Here is a 20,547-nt window from a genome sequence, read left to right as displayed (position 1 = left end):
TCTTTTGTGCTTTCTTTTTATAGGTCTTAAATTTAGTGTTTTTATTAAAATGCTAACTTAAGCCGTGTATAATTAATGGCTAGGTTCTTCCCTACTTGCGAAAATTCCTGCGGAATATTCACAGGTTCGTAAATGTTTATTAACTTAATCGCTAAAGCATACGCAACAACGTTGCCACCAATTATGAAACGAACTTTCTGCTTTACATTTTTCATTGTGTTTTTCGCTAATTCAGTTTTCTCTCAAACAGAAAAAATAAAAGAATTGGTTGAAAAAACGAGTGAATTGAATCTTGATATGTGGGATTTGACAACTTATGCAGAAGAAAATATCAAAGACAAAGAGCAACTTGCAAGATTTTTTTACTATTGGATTGGTTCAAATATTGAATATGATAAAGGAACATATCAGAAAATTGTAGATGGAACTATAGATAATGAAATATTTTGGAAAAGTCAAGAAGAGTCTGTTGTATACAACACAAGAAAAGGAGTTTGCGCTGGATATGCAAAATTATATCAATGGTTTTTAGACTGGATGGATATTGAAACAGTAGTTATATCTGGACACATTCGTGACGAAAGAAATCATTATGTTGAATTGGCATCTGATGACGTTCATAGACACGCTTGGAACGCCATAAAAATAAATAATAAGTGGATGTTAGTTGACACGACTTGGGGAACTTCAAATGAGGAATCACAATCTGAATTTTATTTTGATATTAAACCCGAACATTCTATTATTACTCATTATCCTGAAAATAGTGAATGGCAATTACTTAAAAAACCTTTGTCATTAGAAGAATTTAATAATTCAAAATTTATTAAACCAATTTGGTTTTTTTCAGGTTTTTCAGATATACCAAAATTGAAATCTGATAAAGATTATTACTATTTTGTATTTAAAAATAATCCAAATAAAGACTGGACAGTTGGGTTACAATTTAGTATTGATAATATCAATTTTAAACCTATACCTTTTATTAAACCTATAGTTCAAGATGGGTATACATATTTTCGATTTAAAAAAAGTCTAATACCAAAGACCGCTTTTTTTAAAGTTAAAATAGCTGAATTTAAAAACACAGAAAACTCATATTCATCGAAAGAATACAAAGATGTAATTAATTTCAAAATATAAATAACTGGTGGCAACAAAGTACTGTGGTAAAAACCAAGTAAAAACTTATTAATTTATGGCTAGCTTCTTCCCTACTTGCATAAATCCTCGCCCCCGCGTATAATTTATTGCTTAGTTCTAGCCTATTTATTAAAGTCCCTGCAGACGTTCTATCTGTGATTTATTTGCTAACTTTAGTGCTTAAAACAAGTAACACCCTAGCGCAGCAAACAAACAAACAAACAAAGTAAATCTTACACCTAACCTTGTGTGCAATCAAAAGAAGAAGTAAATGAAACAAAATTTAGCATTAATAGTCATGGCAAGTCTTGCTCTGCTGATTTGCGGATGTTCTCAATCGGAAACAACAGTAACAACAGAAAAAACAACAGCAATAACAGAAACAACAGCAACAACAATTGAACTCAAAGACAATTGGTACTACCTTAATGGAGAAAAGTTTTTTATTAAAGCCATCGGTTACGAAATAGGTGCACGTCCAGGACAGCATCCTTATGAAGATGAAAAAAAAGAGCACTTGGACTTAATGAAATATGATCTCGAGAACATTAAAAAAGGAGGTTATAATACCATAAGAACTTGGAGTCAATTTTCTGAAGCACAATTAAAATTGGTACAAGAATCGGGTTTAAAATTAATTATGGGTTTAGAAGTTAATCCAGAAGAAGATTATGGAGACCCTAAATTTATAAAGCATTGCAAGACACAGCTCGAAAACATATTGAAATACGCACCAAACTATGATTGCATAATTACGTATCTAGTGATCAATGAACCGCAAACAGATCACATTCATAACGTTTCTGCCAAGGCATTTAAAGACTTGATGAAAATGATGATAGATATGATTCATGAGAGTCATCCAAATATACCTGTAACACTTTCTGCAAATGCTATGATTAGCGATTGGATGGATGAAAGTATGTATGATGTATACGCTTACAATTGTTACGGTTACAATGAAGGCCAAACAGCAACAATGGGATTTAGAGATTATATTAAAGGTTTAAATGAATTAAACGGATTAGATAAACCATTTATAATTACTGAGTTTGGACATTCCGTTTCTCCAAAAGGAGGCTTTGGTAGTTTTGGCTCACGAACCTTAAAAGAACAAAGTGAAGGACTAGTCTCTAATTACCGAGATCTTATAGATGCTGGAGCTGTAGGAATGTGCCCATTTTATTATGCAGATGGTTGGTGGAAAGGTGGAGAAAAAAACATACATAATAAAGAGCAACCCGAAGAATGGTTTGGTTTCTGGGGGTACAAAGATGTAAACGATAAATATGGTTCACCTCGTCCAGTTTGGTTTGCAATGCGAGATTATATGAAAGGGCTTATTATAAGTCCTAAAAACAAAACAGTACACACCAATACAACGATACCTATAGAGCTTTATAATGATGCAACGATTAAAAAAGTCGTTGTAAAAAACCGTGATGAAGTTATCTATTCTAAAAACATAACGAAAGAAGGTTATTTTGCAGACCAATTAACCATTAACCCAATTGGCATAGAAGCAATGGAACTTGCTTTCGAGTTTTATGATAGTGAAAATAATGTAATCAAAAACGAATCTATTATAATCCTGGCTTCTAAAACAGCTATAGATTTACCAAAATTAACAATAGAAGTCACACCTGAAAAAGATTTAAACGACGCAAAAACGGGAAGCATTAAAACAACAATAGAAACCAATGAAAATTTTAAATTCATTGGTGATTTAATAGTCAGCTATAACACACATCTTGGATGGGATGTCGGTCCACAACAATCTGTTTCTGTTAATGATCAAAGCGATAAAAACATAATTACTTCTGAAAATTTATTTACCATTCCAGATAATTGTTGGGTTGTAAATGCCTCTGCCGGAATAGCTGTTAGGTATGGCAAATTCACCTTTAAAATTCATGACCAAAAAATAATTTACAGAGGAGATTGGGCTAAAGAAATCAGCAGATAGGAAACTAACACACAACAAGATGCATAAGTAATGGCTTTGTTCTTCCCTACTTGCTAAAATTTCTGTAGAATTTTATCGCGTTCGTTTTTGTTTACTAAATGAGTAGCACAAACACACAACATCCAAACGCAGCGAATAGCCCCAGCAAAACAAAAACGTTAGTAAACATATGAGCCAAACGCTATGAGAATATTTAAAAAAGCATTAAAATGGTTTATATATTTCTTAATCATCCCTACCGCTTATAGTATGGTTGCTTTAATTCTAACTGCAATAACAGTTGACCGAAAAGTAAGTGATGAGAAATTTAATAAAGTGGTTTACTTAACAACAAACGGAGTTCATTTAGATATTGTAATTCCAAAAAAAAATATGGACACTCTATTATTGAATGGAATACATCAAAACGAAAATGAAAAATATTTGTCTTTTGGTTGGGGTGATGAAAACTTCTATATAAATACGCCAACTTGGGGAGATTTAACGTTTAAAAACGCCATTACAGCAATGTTTTTAAAAAGTTCTACATTAATCCACGTTACGCGATATCAAAATAAACGTACGGATTGGATTGAAATAAAAGTGACAGAATCTGAATTACAAAAGTTGAATTCTTATCTGATAAATACATTTGAGACAAACGAAAACAGAATGAAAATTAGACTTGAGAATAAAGGCTATACTTCAACAGATGATTTTTATAAATCAAAAGGAAGTTATTCTTGTTTTAAGACTTGCAACAGTTGGGTAAATATCGGATTTAAGGAAAGTGGATTAAAGTCTTGTTTATGGACACCTTTCGATTTTGGATTAATGAATAAGTATCAATAAAATACGTTTGCTAACACCGTGTATAATTAATGGCTAGGTTCTTCCCTACTTACAAAAATTCCTGCGGAATATTCACGGGTTCGTAAATGTTTACTAACTTAGTTGCTAAACCACGCCACACCCGAGCGCAGCGCACAGACCAAGTAAACCATACACCAAACCATGAGGCATCATTTAGACTCGTGGCATCCAAATTAGTATTCGTTATTTAAATGAAAGAAAAATTAAAAGAACATATTGAAAATTTAATACCGCTTACAGATGAGGAGTTCTCATTTATTCTATCACATGTCTCATTCGAAAAATATAAAAAAAATGATTTTATTATTCAAGAAGGAGAAAATGTAAAGAATTGTTATTTAGTTGTTAATGGACTTTTAAAATTAGTTTACGATGACAAAAACGGAAAACAACATATTGTATCATTTGCAATGGAAGATTGGTGGGAAAGTGACTTTTCAGCTTATTTCTCACAAACCAAGGCTAAAATGTCTTTGCAGTGCATTGAAGACACTACAGTATATTCCTTAAGTTTTAAAAATTATCAAAAACTATCGGCTGAATTACCCAAAATGAAACAATTCTTTCTAGAAAAATCTAACTCTGGACATAGTGCTTCACAAAATAGAATTTTATCTTTTTTAACATCAAATGCTAAAGAAAGGTATGAACAACTTCTTAAACAATATCCTTTATTATTTCAACGAGTTCCCAAAACGCTTTTAGCGTCTTATTTAGGTGTTTCGCGCGAGACACTTAGTCGACTTTCCTCTTAATATTTAAGCTTCTTTATAATTGTGATGTATGTCACACTCGATTAATGCTATTATTCAAATATTTGTAGTGTAAAAACAAAATTGCAATTATGAGAAATAAATTATTAGCAATTATAGTATGAACTACGGTGTCAACATTAGCACAAAATAAAAAAGAAGAACAAATGGAAAAGAGAATAATTAACCCATGGGAATGGCAAAATGAAAGAAGTTATGTACAAGCAGTTGAAGTTACAAAGCCAGAAGGCACGCTCTATATTTCTGGGCAAACAGCTATAGATGATGATGGAAAATCAAGCACTTCCAATATGAAAGTCCAATTAATTCAAGCTATAGAAAATTTGGAAAGCGTTATAAAGGAAGCTGGATATGAATGTGAAAATATTGTGAGATTAAACATTTATACAACTTCATTTGAAGAGCTATTTACTTGCTTTGATGTTTTCCAAAATTGGATAACTGAGCATAACATAAAACAAGCAAGTACTGTACTAGAAGTAAAAAGTCTTTTTGAAACTTTAAAAGTAGAATTAGAAGCTACAGTAGTAAAATAGTATTTGATTAAGGTATTCAACAGTTAAAAAATGAATGCCCATTAATGTATAAACACAATAGCGGTTCGGTTGCAAACTTGATCCACTATTGTGTTTAATTTAATATATGGTCATCTGGAAAGCAAGCGTGTTATAATCCACTTCTATTCTTATACAAGACCGTTGGCGTTAATGGCAAACCCCAACCAAAAGAAGCGAAACACACAACCCCATATTTCAACCCCGATTCGGTTACAATCAACCTTGATTTGGAAACATTTACTTTTTAAAGAAGGACGAGTTTTGCATTGTAAAACTTAAAAAATAAAACAATGCAAAAAGTAAAATTCAAAAACAGAAATTGGGACACAGTAGCCAATCTTCATTTGCCAGACAATTTTAACGAATCACAAAATTATCCCGCTATTGTTTGTGTGCATCCTGGGAGTAGTGTGAAAGAACAAACCGCTGGTTTATATGCCCAAAAGCTTGCTAAAAAAGGGTTTATTGCTTTGGCTTATGATGCTTCATTTCAAGGAGAAAGTGGTGGTGAGCCAAGATATTTAGAAGACCCAACTACCCGTGTAGAGGATATACGCTATGCTGTAGATTATCTTACCACACTAAACTTTATAAATGAAAAGCGTATAGGTTTATTAGGTATTTGCGCAGGTGGAGGCTATGCAGCCAATGCGGCAATGACAGAAAAACGAATAAAAGCGGTTGCAACAGTGGTAGGCACTAATACGGGTAGAGCATTTAGAGAAATAAACTTTTTAGAAACATTAGAGGCTGTTTCTTCGCAACGAACAGCAGAGGCTAACGGAGCAGAGCCGATGATTACAAATTGGACACCCAATTCTGCCAAAGAAGCAAAACAGGCAAGCATAAACGATATGGATATGTTAGAGGCTATTGATTATTACAGAACATCAAGAGGCGAATACCCATCTGCAAACAATAAATTACGTTTTACAAGTATGGCGAACTTAATAAAGTTTGACGCTTTTCATCTTGCCAACGTATTGTTGACTCAACCCTTATTGGTTATCGTTGGCGACAAGGTCGGTGCATTCGGTTCATACAGAGATGGGTTTGATTTATATAACAAAGCGGTTTCCAAAGAGAAAAAAATGCATATCGTAAGTGGTGCAAGTCATTATGATTTATACGACAAGCCCGAAGCAACAGCAGAAGCGTTGGATAATTTAATCCCATTCTTTCACGAATATCTTTCACAGAAATAATGAACCTATTTCTAAAAATAATTGGGACCGTATTGCTTGTTTCAGGTTGCGTTCTAACATACAAACCAAACTTAATGAGCAAAATCCCTTTGCCCGAAAACCCATATCAGATGATTGAAGTGCGGGTTAAATGGGGATTTCTAATGGGCTTGGGTATTCTGTTCATTTTTTACAATCAATGGAGTGGTTGGAAATTAACCGTTTGTGCATTATTGTTTTTTCTAACTTTGGGGATAATCATAGCCCGATTATTCGGGTTTGTTTTAGACGGCTTTTTCTCAAAACAATTACTTTGGCTAACCGTAGAAATTGTTGTTTTAATCATTTTTGGAATTTTATACAGATATGCAGACAATTAACTCTTTATCCAAATTTCATCGGTTACTATCCATTCCACCGCCTTTGCACCCATTGGTAAGTGTAGTTTTGGTGTCAGAAATACACGCTATAAATTCTGATGTGTGGCAACATTTTTCTACTGATTTTTATACGATTTCTTTGAAGAATAATATCCAATCCAAAGTAAAATATGGGCAACACTATTATGACTTTGATAAGGGAACAATGACGTTTATTGCACCAAAACAAGTTCAAACTGTTGAAGTAGATACAACTAATGCTTATGAATCCATTGGAACAGGATATGTATTAATTTTTCATCCTGATTTTTTAAAAAAACATCCATTGCAAAGTACAATCAAAAATTATGGCTATTTCTCTTATTCACTAAATGAAGCGTTGCACCTTTCTGAGCAGGAAGCGCAAAATGTTGTTGAGATATTTCAAAAAACAGAAAAAGAATACCAGCATATCGACAAACACACACAAGACATTATGCTGTCGCAAATTGATTTGCTATTAAACTATTGCAATCGTTTTTACGAACGTCAATTCATTACCCGAAAAGCTGTAAACAATGATTTGCTTTCAAAAACAGAAGCACTTTTGAACGATTATTTTAGTAACACAGAAACTTTAAATAGCGGATTACCAACAGTGGAATATGTAGCTAATCAACTCAATTATTCCGCAAATTATTTAAGCGATATGTTGCGTTTGCTAACAGGACAAAGCACCCAACAACACATTCACGAAAAACTCATTGAAAAAGCAAAAGAAAAACTTCTAACAACAAATTTATCCGTAAGTGAAATTGCCTATGAATTAGGTTTTGAACAACCACAATCGTTCAACCGACTTTTCAAAAAGAAAACCGAAATGTCGCCTTTAAAGTATAGACAATCATTTAACTGACAACGCCAATTATACAAGCAGACACACAACCAAACAAAGCGTATAGCGAACAAGAGAAAGCCACATACCGCCAACACCTTATAAAATTAATAGCGACTTCTAGCCTACTTACAAATCCCGATAGCTATCGAGACGCAAAATTGCTATTCCGTTTGTATTTGCTAAATGAGTTCCACAAGTAAAAGCGAGTGCTGTTATAGCATTCTCTAAATAGAGATTTAAAAACCACTAGGTAAAAGCTTGGTGGTTTTGCGTTATAGAAGGGTTGGGTTGTTATAATTTAGGCATTACGGTTTACCGTAAGTTTTATAGCATACAAAGTTTTAACTTAGCACATGATTTAGAGAGATATACGTATAACTACGTATAGCTATATCAATAAATAGAATTAACTTCGTTACTCCTACTATTTAAGATAGTAAACTTTTGTTATATCCTGCTAAATTTATGGGATATCACTTATGAAAGTTATGATATAACGAGTTACCACACATTTGATGAAAACCGAGAGAAATTGGAATAAAGCAAAATGGATTTTTGAATCCGATGGAGCATTAAGAGACATTTATGTCCAAGATGTTAATGAATCTGATTGGAAAAAACTGATTGATTATCTGAACTCTGAATACATGTTGGAATTTGGAATCGACAAAGAAAGAAATTCAAATAAAATTGACTTTGACTTTATTCAAAAAATGTGGAATGACGAAACTGGCGAATTAGAATCTAAATCGCTGACAATTGACCTAAATGGAATTTTAATTAAATCATATTTCTTTAGTCCAGAGCAAATCGAATTTGATATAAAGCCAAGCGAAATAAAATCTCTATCGGAATTAAATCAGATTTTAGAGTTTATGACTTCAATTAGTAAAGTTCTGAAAAAACAAGTGACTTTGACTGGAGAAAATCAAGCGGAATTTCCATTAATAAAAGTTGATTCCCAAAATGGAACGGAAATAGTTCTGACCAAAAAAGAAATGATTCTAATTTCAAAAAAGGCTGGAATTTACAATGGTTGGATTTCAAGAATTAAAAACTTGATTTCACCGAATAAAATAACAATGGAGGAATTGGAATATAAAGCAATGGAAAGTGCTTGTAAGCCATTTGAACCAGTACAAAAAGAAAAAAACGTGTGGTAACACCGTGTATAATTAATTGCTTTAGCAAGTGCTTATTTGGAAAATTCCTTCGGAATTTTCTCGCGTTCGTTTTTGTTTACTAAATTAGTTGCTTAAACACGCAACTAACCATACACAAAACCGTTAGCCACAAGTTGAAAAAAAATTATAGCTTTACGACAAACATTAATTAAAAACGAAAAATATGGGATTGAAACCAGGACCAAAGAGAATTGCGAAATCTACCGGAAAACCAGATAGACGAGCGCGAGATAACAAAGATACGCCCGGAAACACACCATCTTTAAAACCACCAAAACGCCCGAAAAAATAATTTAGGAGTTTAAAAGTTAAGATTGACAATGAACCACGAAATACCGAATAGCTTTAATTGGTTTGCTAAACTGAATTTAACTCAATTCATTCCTTGGAATTTTGAAACGGAAATTAATCCGAATTCATCAATCAACGAGAGATTTAAAATTGAGTGCGAACAAAATCGAGAAGTTCTGACTTTTGGACGCAGACAAGATATGGACACTTTTGTTGGATTTGAAATTGTGGACGGAAAAGTAACTGAAAATGTAATTGTCTTTCATCCATCGTTCGGAACAAATTTGAAAGGTTGGGATATTATCGAATCTGAACATTCGGATTTTTTTGACTTTATGCAAAAAAGAGTTTTGCCTGAAATGAAAGAGTGGATACCTGAAGATGATGTGAATGAATATACCGGATAAAACCTGTGGCTAACAACGTATATAGCTCATAGCTAATCAGTTGCTTAAACGAAGTTAAGGCATATTTGGAAAGTCGCCAAATTTTTAAATTTGACGATTTCCAATAAAAAGATAAATAGTAAAATTTAAAAATCTGGCTCGTGCTTAATCCGAAAGTAATTTCATAATTTGCACGCTACGAGCCATATACAGAGACGTTCTCTACAATTTAAAAAAAACAATATGCATATAATATTAAAGAAGAATATTGAGGAAATACAGAAAGAGTTTGACTTTGATGAATCTGAATCAAAACTATTCGAGTTATTTTGTAATTTTTGTATTGTCTCTAAATCTTACCTAGGGAGATTTAATCCTGATATTGTTACTACCGAGGAAGATGATGCTTCAATTGATGGACTTTGTTTTGTCATAGATGGAGAACTAATAACTACTAAAGAAGATGCAGAACAATCATTTGATACTCATAAAACAAATCTTGAAGTCAAATTAATAATTACACAAGTAAAAAGCGGAGAAAAGTTTGCAAAGGAAGATATTGCAAACTTTAACTTAGGAATTAAAGACTTTCTTTCTCTTGACCCAAAATTGCCAAATGGAGAACTTAATAAAGAAATGATTGAGGTCTTTAATGTTGTATTGAATAATTTAAAAAAGGTTAAAAACAAATTACCTTCAGTCGAGGTTTATTACTGTACTAGTGGTACTTATAATAACGAAAGAGAAATAAAAGCTTCATTTGAAATAATTGAACGCGAGATTGAAATAACAGAACTATTTAGTAATGTAGTAGTTGTCCCAATTGGAAGAAGTGAATTAACCAAATTATGGAATTCTATTACTGAAACTAATGAAGCAAAATTAAAATTGATAGAATTTTTTGGTATGCCACCAATGCCAAATATACCTCAATCATACGTAGCTTTAGTAAATGCAAAAGAATTTGTAGATAAAGTATTAAGAGACGAAAGTGGAAATATTAAAAATGAAGTTTTCGAGGAAAATATAAGAGCTTTTTTAGGTTCAACACCTGTCAATAAAAAAATTAGTGAAACACTATTTAATCAAGACAAAAGAAAATTATTCTCTGTTTTAAATAATGGAATAACAATAGTGACACCAGAATTAACTTTGACACCAAACTCAAAAGAAATTGATTTAATAAATTATCAAATTATTAATGGATGTCAAACAAGTAATACTTTATTCGAGAATTATGCACATTTAGATGATAATACGAATGTCGTAGTTAAGTGTATAGAATCTTCTAATGAGCATAATATTACAGATATAATTTCTGCAACAAATAGTCAAACGAGTATTTCGAATGAAGCTTTTTATTCATTAAAAGAAAAGACGAAATTAGTTCAAAAGTATTTTGAAATTAAGAATTCTGATTTAACTAGAGATTATCATTTATACTTTGAAAGAAGAGAGAATGAATATAAAAATAAAGACTACCAGCAATCAAGAATTTTTGACATAAAACTTATTTGTCGTGCGTATAATGCAATGTTTCTAAATCAACCTTTTAACTCTGCCAGATATGTATCACAGATTTTCAAAATACAAAAGGATAATTTATTTAAAGAAAACGACCAAGAAGCCCTTTACTATACATCAGCTCTTACTTTATATAGGTTTAACAATTTAGTAAATATTAAGAAGCATAATTCTCATAAATACGTACTACTGAGATGGCACATTTTAGAATTATTTAAAATTGTAGCACATAAAAAATTTGAAGAAATTAAACCTAATTCAAAAAAAGCAAACAGCTATTGTGATACAATTATAAAGAAACTAAACTCTAAGAATAGAGATTACGAAGAAATTTTCAAACATTGTTATAAGATAATTGACCTTTTACCTTTTCCGAGTAAAGATGTTTTGAAACGAGCCAAATACAATCAGGAACTTTTAGAAAAAGCTAAAGAATACGTAAAAAAACTGTAGAGAACACCGTGTATAATTAATTTGCTTTGTTCTAGCCTACTTGCGAAAATTCCTGCGGAATTTTCACGGATTCGTAAATGTTTGCTAACTTAGTTGCCAAACCACGCAACTAACCATACACAAACACGTAAAGCGAGTAAAAACCGCCCTAAAAGAAAAAAAAGACGAAAACAATTTAGTTTTCGTCTTCATCTTCAGGTTTAATGAATTCGGACTGATATTTTTCTAAAAATTCCCTCTGTCTCCCAATCATTTGTTGCCTTAATTTATCAATGTCCATAAAGTCCTTTCCAAAATTACTTCCAAAAAAATCATCATTAAAGAAATGTTTGCTGAAAAGCGAGTCTTGAGAAAAAATAGCTGAAAATCCTTGATCTTCAAATTCTGAATAGTTTGAGAAAAATCCTGATTTAAAAGATTGCATCAAACTATCTTTATCAGAAAATGAGAGATTATCAAACTTATCGTTAGAAGACCAAGAATAAATACTGTCATATCTAATTAAGTTTCCGTTTTCATCAAATTCTTTATCAACTTTCCAAGAGCCTTTAGGCGCTTCAACTATGTCAGTTTTATGATCTTCTTTTTCAACTTTTTTAGTTTCATTGTCTTGTCCTTTACAACTAACACTTAATAAGCCAACCATAAATAATATAATATACTTTTTCATGACTTTATATTTTAAGTCAAACTTAATTTCGGGTTTGTTTTAAATGTTTTGAATAATCTACCAGTTTCTATCATTTTAATCAAATTGTTTTGGTGGAACACTTTTGAATCTCGTTCACCATTTTTATACCAAACACATTCCAAATAAGTGTCATTATCAACCAAACCAAATATTGATTTTTTTTGGGGAACATATTTAATAACTTGCATTTTTGGAGAAGTAAGTTTTCCTTTAACTGTTACCCATTCCCCAGATTTAAACTTTCTTGGCATAACATTATAATTTTAAAGAATTAAACTTAGTATTAAAAGGATGCTGAAAAAATCAGCATCCTTCTTAGTATATTACTCTAAAATTTAGTGAAACAATTATGAAATCTTAATGCTTCTGGTAGGCTTTTGTTTTGCCTCTTCTTTTTTCGGTAAAAGAATACTTAAAATACCATTTTCATAATTTGCATTAATCTTTTCATCGTTTACACTTTCTGGTAAATTAAAGGTTCTTTTAAACGAGGAGTAACCAAACTCTCTACGAGTGTAGTTTTCTTCCTTGTGTTCTTTTTCTTCCTTTGTTTCTGTAGAAATCGATAATATTTGATTATCAAGGTCAAGTTGGAAATCTGATTTTTTTAAACCCGGAACAGCCATTTCTACAATAAAAGCGTCGGCAGTTTCCTTTATATTTACTTTTGGTAAAGTAATACCAGTATTGAAATTTGAAGTAAATACAGATGGTAGGTCTCTATTAAAAATGTCATCTAACCAATTTGATAAAGTTGGGAAGTTTTGATTTGAATTGCTGTTCGCTAAACTTCCATTTTTAGGAACAGTTGCTAAATTGCTCATAATTAAAAAATTTAAATTAAACATTATTTCAAAATTGAAATCTCTACGACTTCATTTCTATTTAAACAAATAAAATACCAAAATGAAAAAAAGGACTTTTGCCCCGAAATTTGTCTAATAGTCTATAAAAATTTGTCATAATTCTGAATAATTGTCATATTTATACATAATAAAATGACATATTTACATTTGGACATGTACTAAAAAACGGAAATAAAATATGAAAATAAAATCTACCGAATCAAAGCTTGGGAAAAAGCACGACACACTAAAACGTATATAAAAAATTGCTGTAAAGTGCTTAATTCATTGGCTTTTTATATATTTAGGGTCTGTGCTAACCCGAAAAATTTGTACGTATGTACACGCAACTTTTCATTGCCGAGACCGTTAGGTGCGATAAAAACAAACTAAATAATAGAAATATGGGAATGTGGGAAATAGATGCTCTTTTAACAAATAGTATTGATTTTATAAGAGATTCAGAACTTCACCATGAAAACAAAAGACATATTGTATGGAATTTAGAAAATATTCCAGAAGAATATGAATTTGATGCTGGAAGTTTTGAAAAAACGGAACTGACCAGCAATTTTGAATACAAAAAAATGAATCCATATCAATTGGGTAAATTGGTTATGGAGCAAGCAAAAAATAGTAGTAAAAACAACTTAATTTATGATTGGTCGGCTTTTCTTTTGAACTATTGGAATGAATACTTTTCTGAGATTGATAAGTTGGAAAATTTAAAATCTAAATACTTGGAAGAAATGAAAATTATTTTCGAACAGTTTAACTTTTCAGACTACGAACCAATTCACGCCTCGTTAACGATTTATAAAAATGGAAATGAGTGGTTTAATGAAGAACAAAATAATCTAATTAAATGGTACTGCACCTAACACCATATATAATTAATTGTTAGGTTCTTCCCTACTTACGAAGTAAATATTCAATATATGCTTACAGAAATAAACCCAAAACTACCAATGCGTAATAAATCTGCCACAAGATATTATTACATAAATCAATTAGGTTTTCAAGAAGTCGCTGACTATGAAGGATATTTAATTGTTCAAAAGGATAAAATAGAAATTCATTTTTTTGAATTTAAAGACCTCGACCCAAAAGAAAATTATGGACAAGTATATATACGAACCAACAATATTGAAGGTTTGTATAAGTCCATGATTGAAAATAAAATCGAAATTCACCCAAACGGACATTTAGGAACAAGACCTTGGGGACAAAAAGAATTTGCCTTGCTCGACCCTGATAATAATCTGCTAACTTTTGGGCAAAGCATTTAATAATTGAAAGGAGAAGAAAAACAACAAACCGCCAAAACCGTGTATAATTAATGGCTTTGGTCGTTACTTTCTTGGAAAATACCTTCGATTTTTTTTAAAGATTGTTTTTCTTTACTAAATGAGTTGCTCTAACACACAACCCCCTAGCCCAGCCAACAAACGAAGTAAACCCACTACACAAAAACGTAGTAAAATAGCATCTAACAAACAACAATAGTTAAACGTTTGTCTTGTTGGTAAATTTAAAAATGACGAGACAACGAAAAACGACACCTAATCAATTGAAAAATAATGACTAAGAGTTTCAATTTATAGGTGTTACTAATATAAAATAACCGAAATTTGTGTGAACAGATGACGAGCCAACTTATTTAGAATTAAGCTAGTCGTTAGGATATAATTAGAGTCTTAAAAAATTGAAATATGCGTTTACATACAAGCTGCCACCTAAAGTTTGAGATTTTTGAGCCTACCCCATTTATTCTCATGTTAAGGCCACGCAGTGGTAGCCAACAATGGGTAGAAAGAGAGGACTATAAAATCACACCAAGTACACCGGTTTTCGAATTCACGGACAATTATGGCAATCTGTGTCAACGCTTAATTGCCCAACCTGGAATATTCTCAATTTCTACGTCTTCAGAGGTTATAACCTCTAATTTTATAGATCAAGGCTTTGGTGCGCCATTTATTGAAATCCAGAATTTACCAGATGCCGTGCTAAGTTATCTATTACCAAGCAGATACTGTGAGTCAGATCGTTTTAATGAAATGAGTGCAACGATAACCGAAGGCCAATTAATGGGCTACAACCAAGTGTCAGCAATTACAAATTGGTTACGCCAAAACATTGAGTATCTGCCTGGCAGTAATAATCAACCCTTATCAGCCATTCAAGTTAATGATAGACAGTTTGGTGTATGTAGAGATTTGGCCCATTTAGGTATTGCGCTTTGCCGTAGTTTAAGCATCCCAGCGCGTATTGTTGTTGGTTATTTACACAACTTAGAACCAATGGATATGCACGCTTGGTTTGAGGCTTATATTGGTAACCGGTGGTACACGTTTGATGCCACTCAAGTAGGCTCTCCAGGAGGTTATGTTATTCTTGGTTTTGGTCGCGATGCTGCCGATGTTGCTATTTTTAATCAATTTGGCGCTTTGGTGAATCCAATAGAGTATCTTGTTAAAGTTGAACAGCACCTTTAATCTAAATGGGAAAAGTAACGTAACGATTAGAGGGAAACAATAGAACAAACGATAATAGAAGTCAAGATAGATTTTATAGATTTCGCAAAAATAATAAGCTGCACAACAATGTGTATAATTTATGGCTTGTTTTAAGCCTACTTACGCACATTCCTTTGGAATATTGCTTCGCCAGTTCGCTGCGCTCGGGTCTATCTGTGATTTATTTGCTAACTTAGTTCCTTAAATCTCGTAGCTAAACATACATAACAACGTTAGCATACATATGAAAAAAGGCATTCTAAATATGAAATTTACTCCATCTCAACTAATGGAGGTGTCAAGAAAACTTGAAACGAAAGCAGCCTTAGATTATACTGCACATGAGACATTAAATAAAGCACATGTAAATCTCAAAGGCATACAAATAGCTTTTGAGGCTACTAAATTTCAAATAGAATTAATTAACGCAAACATACATTAGACATAGTTCAGCTTATATCCTGTTTAATTTGCGAGATATGGGCTATAAAATCTGTTTTATAACGAATTGCCAACAATGCTCGAACTTAACAAAGGTTTTTCAAAAAACTAGATGTCGATTGAATCGAGCTAAAAAGTATATCAAAAAAATAATTGTTAAGATTTTAAAAATATTATGAACTATATCACTTCAACAAAGCTTAAAATTATTATGAAACAGCATTATTTAATAACTTTTTTTATTTTTTATTTACAATTTGGCTTTGGGCAAATTATATTTGAGGAAAACGTTATAATTGATAATACGTATTTTCCTGATAATCCCACAGGTATCCATGCAACAGACTTGGATGGTGATGGTGATTTGGATGTTATATCGGCATCTAGTGGTGATGATAAAGTTGCCTGGTATGAAAATTTAGATGGTTTAGGCAGGTTTGGTAGGTTACAAGTGATTTCAAGTATTGCCAATGGCGCGATTTCTGTGTTTAGTGCAGATTTAGATGGCGATGGTGATATGGACATTCTGTCTGCATCTTATAATGATGATAAGATTGCTTGGTATAAAAACTTGGATGGTGAAGGACAATTTAGTTCAGAAATTATAATCACCACAAATGCAGATAATGCGAGATCGGTTTATGTGAGCGATGTCGATGGCGATGGTGATATGGATGTTATGTCTGCTTCCAGAAATGATGATAAAATTGCATGGTACGAAAATTTGGATGGTGAAGGTAATTTTGGTTCCGAAATAATCGTCACTACCAATGCCGATGGTGCATATTCAGTATTTTCTATAGACATCGATGGTGATGGTGATATGGATATACTTTCAGCATCAAACACCGATGATACTATAGCTTGGTACGAAAACATTGATGGCCTAGGAGCTTTTGGTGCAGAAACAATAATCTCAGATACCGTAACTGATGCTAGAGAGGTTTTTGCAATAGATCTAGATTCAGATGGTGATATGGATGTGTTATCGGCTTCCGGTAATAGAATTGCTTGGTATGAAAATGCAGATGGTCTTGGAAATTTTGGCACGCAACAGCTTATTGCTTCAAATGTTGATAGTGCCAGAGGCGTTTATGCTTCAGACCTTGATGGTGATGGCGACATAGATGTGCTTTCGGCTTCTAATGGTAATAATAGAATTGCTTGGTATGAAAATACGGATGGCTTAGCCAATTTTGGTGCTGAACAAGTCATTACCAACAATACGATAGGAGCACAAGCTGTAGTGTCTTTTGATATTGATGGCGACGGAAATAACGATGTGCTTTCCTCATCTATTTCAGATGACGATAAGGTCGTTTGGTACAAAAACCTAGATGGCTTGGGCGATTTTAGCTTGGAGCGCATGGTTTCATATAGTGCGCATGGCGCATCCTCAATCTATCCAGCTGATGTTAATGGTGATGGCATTGTGGATATTGTAGCTACTTCGACAGTTGATGATAAGGTATCATGGTTCCAAAATAGTGATGGTGAGGGGAATTTTGATTATCAACAAATCATTTCAATGGCTGGTAATGCACCACAATCTGTTTTTGTCATCGATATTGATTATGATGGTGATGCTGATGTCCTTTCTGTCTCTAGTATTGATGGTAAGGTGTTATTACATAAAAACATGAATGGTCAAGGTGATTTTGATATAGAATATACCATTGACGTGAATTTGGATAGTGCCTTTTATATCACAGCAGCAGATTTAGATGGTGATACAGATGCTGATGTTTTGGTTGCTACATCAGATTATGTATCTCGTATTGTATGGTATGAGAATTTAGATGGCCAAGGTACTTTTGGTGCGCTGCAGGAAATTGCTTGGGATGCAGATGATAGTAACCAATCGTCTGTTAGTTTGGGGGATTTGGATGGTGATGGCGATTTGGATGTACTGTCCTCATCTCAAGATAACGATACCATAGATTGGTATGAAAACTTAGATGGGCAAGGGACATTTGGTAGTCAGCAGATTATTTCAACAGCTGTAGATGGTGCAGAATCAGTTTCCGCAGCAGATATCGATGGCGATAGCGATTTAGACCTGATTGTAACCAATAGGTATGGGAGTGTAAAAGTATCATGGTTCGAAAATTTGGATGGTCAAGCAAATTTCGGACCACCCAATGCAGTATCTTCAACGATGGAATTGGCAACCTCAATTGCTTATGGAGTAGATGTTGATAACGATAATGATATCGATATATTGGCTGGATCATCGAATACAGCATATGACGACATCTTTTATTATGAAAATATTGATGGCTTAGGCAATTTTGGTAGCAAACAACTTATAGCTGAAGACATTGGATTTTTAACTGAGATTCATTTATTGGATGTTGATCTAGATGGACAAATGGATGTGGTAGCATCTGCTTTTCTTGACGATAAAATCGCTTGGTATAAAAATATCGGTTTACCTGCCAATCAAATTAATGGTAGTGTCTCTTATGATACAGAAGATGATGGTTGTGATTCTCTTGATACACCTTTAGAGCATATGTTGGTATCCACTACAAATGGTTCAGACCTATTCTCTACTTTCACATTACCAAACGGAGTGTTTCAGTTATTCCCAAGTGAAGGAAGTTTTACGACTGAGCTTATCAATGTAGAACAGTTGCCATATTTTAATATTTCACCAAATTCTCAAATTTCTGATTTTTCAGGTCTCGGAAATACAGATAATGTGGATTTCTGCATAACACCTAATGGCACATTTAATGATTTAAGTATCAGCGTATACCCAATATTAGAAGATCCAAGGCCAGGTTTTGATACCATATATGAATTGACCTATACCAATCAAGGTACTACGGAATTAAGTGGAAACGTGACATTTCAGTTTAATGATTCTAAATTAAATTTTCTGTATGCAACGCAAACTGTAAATTCGCAAACAGCGAATACACTAACTTTTAATTACACCAATCTGGAGCTATTCGAATCGCGGACAATTTTTTTAATTTTTAATGTTTATGAACCACCAACCACTAACATAGACGACATTTTGGCAACGACTGCTACGGTAAACCCAGTTACTGGTGATGAGACCGACAACGACAATATATTTACACTAGAGCAAACAGTAATAGGTTCTTACGATCCAAATGATATTACTTGCCTAGAAGACGAACAGATATTGATTGAAGATACTGATAAATACCTGCATTACCTTATTCGTTTTCAAAATACAGGAACTGCAAGTGCCATCAATGTTCGTGTGGAAAACGTATTGGATGCCAAACTCGATTGGACCACCATGCAACTGGAAAATCTAAGCCATAATGGTCGTGTGGAAATCGTAAATGGCAGCGATGTAAGCTTTATTTTTGATGCTATCAATTTACCAGACAGTACAAGTGATGAAATAAATTCGCATGGTTATATTGCCTATAAAATCAAGCCATTGGATAATGTTACGATAGGTGATATCTTTTACAATACAGCGGATATTTTCTTTGACTTCAACCCACCAATAACGACCAATACAGCTGCTACGGAAATTGTAGAAACTTTAAGTATTAACGACTATGGTATTAAAACAGTAACATTATTTCCAAACCCAACCAAAAATCTTTTATGGATAAATTCAAATAATTCAATTGAGAAAGTTAAGCTATTTAACAACTTAGGACAGCTTTTGTATTCAAGTACAAATACAGACTCTATAAATTTGTCAGGCTTCAAATCTGGAATTTATATAATTGAATTACAATTTAATAATCAATCATACGAAAGAAAAAAAATTATTAGACAATAGATGATAAAACACTATTGGCAACACCGTGTATAATTAATTGCTTGGTTCTAGCCGACTTGCGAATATTCCTGCGGAATATTCACGGGTTCGTAAAAGTTTACTAAATTAGTTGCTGAACCACGCAACTAACCATACACAAAACCGTTAGCCACAATATGACAAACAAACTCAGAATTGAAAATCCTAATGGAACAATCTAAAACTATATTAACTACCATTGTTGGAATACTGTGCTATTTGATATTTTCCAAATTCATCGATTTGTTTACTCGTCTTTTTTCTTGGATAGATGTGGAATTTGAAATAGATAAAGTCTCACATTTGATTTTAGCTTATTTAATATTCGGATTTTTATCTGTTGGGCTTTTAATATTTCTCTATAACAGGTATTTAAAAAACGGGAATATCAAAATTCGTTTTTTATATCAATTAATTCCTATGTTAATTATATTGACGATTGGAATAATCGGAGTTGAAAAAGGTTATAATGATTATCTTATTAATATTTCACAAGGAAGAAGCGATATACCGAATGTAGAATTTAGGATTAGATTTTCGAATATCGTCTTTTCGACAATTGGACTTATATTATTCTTGAGGAAAACGAAAAACAAATAAAAACAGTGGCTAACAAAGTACTGTGGTAAAAAACAAGTAAAAACTTATTAATTTATTGCTAAAGTACTTCTGTAATTATTATCAT

At 32.6% G+C, this 20,547-nt stretch carries 20 protein-coding genes; 17 read left to right on the top strand and 3 right to left on the bottom strand.

The annotated features are described in order from the left end of the window. The first annotated feature begins 132 nt into the window (after nt 1-132). From HSX10_RS18015 to HSX10_RS17965, 12 genes are all read left to right on the top strand, one after another. A complete protein-coding gene (locus HSX10_RS18015) occupies nt 133-1,143 on the top strand; it encodes a transglutaminase domain-containing protein (protein ID WP_173589647.1) in 1,011 nt (336 codons plus the stop codon). Nucleotides 1,144-1,414: 271 nt separating this feature from the next. Continuing rightward, nucleotides 1,415-3,109 (top strand): glycoside hydrolase family 2 TIM barrel-domain containing protein, encoded by a 1,695-nt coding sequence (locus HSX10_RS18010; protein WP_173589646.1) that lies wholly within the window; start codon nt 1,415-1,417, stop codon nt 3,107-3,109. Between the two features lie 183 nt (nt 3,110-3,292). Continuing rightward, nucleotides 3,293-3,940, top strand: a complete 648-nt coding sequence (locus tag HSX10_RS18005) for a DUF2459 domain-containing protein (protein WP_173589645.1) — start codon at nt 3,293-3,295, stop codon at nt 3,938-3,940. 212 nt (nt 3,941-4,152) lie between these two features. Beyond that, nucleotides 4,153-4,716, top strand: a complete 564-nt coding sequence (locus HSX10_RS18000; RefSeq protein WP_173589644.1) for a Crp/Fnr family transcriptional regulator — start codon at nt 4,153-4,155, stop codon at nt 4,714-4,716. Between the two features lie 164 nt (nt 4,717-4,880). Further along, nucleotides 4,881-5,270, top strand: a complete 390-nt coding sequence (locus HSX10_RS17995) for a RidA family protein (protein WP_173589649.1) — start codon at nt 4,881-4,883, stop codon at nt 5,268-5,270. A 311-nt stretch (nt 5,271-5,581) separates the two neighbouring features. Next, nucleotides 5,582-6,496 carry an alpha/beta hydrolase gene (locus tag HSX10_RS17990; RefSeq protein ID WP_173589643.1) on the top strand — a complete coding sequence of 305 codons (915 nt, stop codon included), beginning with the start codon at nt 5,582-5,584 and terminating at the stop codon, nt 6,494-6,496. Beyond that, nucleotides 6,496-6,855: a DUF4345 family protein gene (locus HSX10_RS17985; RefSeq protein ID WP_173589642.1), complete on the top strand. Its 360-nt coding sequence runs from the start codon at nt 6,496-6,498 to the stop codon at nt 6,853-6,855. Before HSX10_RS17990 ends, HSX10_RS17985 begins: the two co-directional genes overlap by 1 nt. Further along, entirely contained in the window at nt 6,842-7,750 is a 909-nt protein-coding gene (locus HSX10_RS17980; RefSeq protein WP_173589648.1) for a helix-turn-helix domain-containing protein, read from the top strand. The genes HSX10_RS17985 and HSX10_RS17980 overlap by 14 nt, the downstream gene beginning before the upstream one ends. Nucleotides 7,751-8,247: 497 nt before the next feature. After that, nucleotides 8,248-8,895 (top strand): hypothetical protein, encoded by a 648-nt coding sequence (locus HSX10_RS17975; RefSeq protein WP_173589641.1) that lies wholly within the window; start codon nt 8,248-8,250, stop codon nt 8,893-8,895. 184 nt (nt 8,896-9,079) lie between these two features. Further along, complete coding sequence (locus tag HSX10_RS18845) at nt 9,080-9,208, top strand: hypothetical protein (RefSeq protein WP_302476794.1); 129 nt, start codon at nt 9,080-9,082, stop codon at nt 9,206-9,208. Nucleotides 9,209-9,230: 22 nt separating this feature from the next. After that, a complete protein-coding gene (locus HSX10_RS17970) occupies nt 9,231-9,614 on the top strand; it encodes a hypothetical protein (protein ID WP_173589640.1) in 384 nt (127 codons plus the stop codon). Between the two features lie 222 nt (nt 9,615-9,836). Continuing rightward, the gene (locus HSX10_RS17965) at nt 9,837-11,570 is read left to right on the top strand and encodes an AIPR family protein (RefSeq protein ID WP_173589639.1); all 1,734 of its coding nucleotides are present in this window, start codon (nt 9,837-9,839) and stop codon (nt 11,568-11,570) included. A 175-nt stretch (nt 11,571-11,745) separates the two neighbouring features. Here HSX10_RS17965 and HSX10_RS17960 read toward each other — a convergent pair whose 3' ends face one another. From HSX10_RS17960 to HSX10_RS17950, 3 genes are all read right to left on the bottom strand, one after another. After that, a complete protein-coding gene (locus HSX10_RS17960; RefSeq protein ID WP_173589638.1) occupies nt 11,746-12,240 on the bottom strand; it encodes a hypothetical protein in 495 nt (164 codons plus the stop codon). Nucleotides 12,241-12,251: 11 nt separating this feature from the next. Continuing rightward, on the bottom strand, nt 12,252-12,512 hold the full coding sequence (locus tag HSX10_RS17955) for a YodC family protein (RefSeq protein ID WP_173589637.1): 261 nt from the start codon (nt 12,510-12,512) through the stop codon (nt 12,252-12,254). A gap of 96 nt (nt 12,513-12,608) precedes the next feature. Further along, a complete protein-coding gene (locus tag HSX10_RS17950; RefSeq protein WP_173589636.1) occupies nt 12,609-13,085 on the bottom strand; it encodes an Hsp20/alpha crystallin family protein in 477 nt (158 codons plus the stop codon). 425 nt (nt 13,086-13,510) lie between these two features. On the opposite strand from HSX10_RS17950, the gene HSX10_RS17945 reads away from it, so the two are divergent. The 5 genes from HSX10_RS17945 (at nt 13,511) to HSX10_RS17925 (ending at nt 19,844) form a co-directional block, all read left to right on the top strand. Further along, a complete protein-coding gene (locus HSX10_RS17945; RefSeq protein WP_173589635.1) occupies nt 13,511-13,987 on the top strand; it encodes a hypothetical protein in 477 nt (158 codons plus the stop codon). 57 nt (nt 13,988-14,044) lie between these two features. Then, nucleotides 14,045-14,395 (top strand): bleomycin resistance protein, encoded by a 351-nt coding sequence (locus HSX10_RS17940; protein ID WP_173589634.1) that lies wholly within the window; start codon nt 14,045-14,047, stop codon nt 14,393-14,395. 486 nt (nt 14,396-14,881) lie between these two features. Continuing rightward, nucleotides 14,882-15,604, top strand: a complete 723-nt coding sequence (locus HSX10_RS17935; RefSeq protein WP_217363318.1) for a transglutaminase domain-containing protein — start codon at nt 14,882-14,884, stop codon at nt 15,602-15,604. Nucleotides 15,605-15,890: 286 nt separating this feature from the next. Then, a complete protein-coding gene (locus tag HSX10_RS17930; RefSeq protein WP_173589632.1) occupies nt 15,891-16,067 on the top strand; it encodes a hypothetical protein in 177 nt (58 codons plus the stop codon). A gap of 210 nt (nt 16,068-16,277) precedes the next feature. Then, entirely contained in the window at nt 16,278-19,844 is a 3,567-nt protein-coding gene (locus HSX10_RS17925) for a T9SS type A sorting domain-containing protein (protein WP_173589631.1), read from the top strand. Nucleotides 19,845-20,547 lie beyond the last annotated feature (703 nt).

The organism is Winogradskyella undariae, assembly GCF_013285155.1.
In the GTDB taxonomy this organism is placed as follows: Bacteria; Bacteroidota; Bacteroidia; order Flavobacteriales; family Flavobacteriaceae; genus Winogradskyella; species Winogradskyella undariae.
The sequence above is the reverse complement of the archived record's forward strand: the minus strand, read 5'-3'. Positions and strand labels throughout refer to the sequence as shown.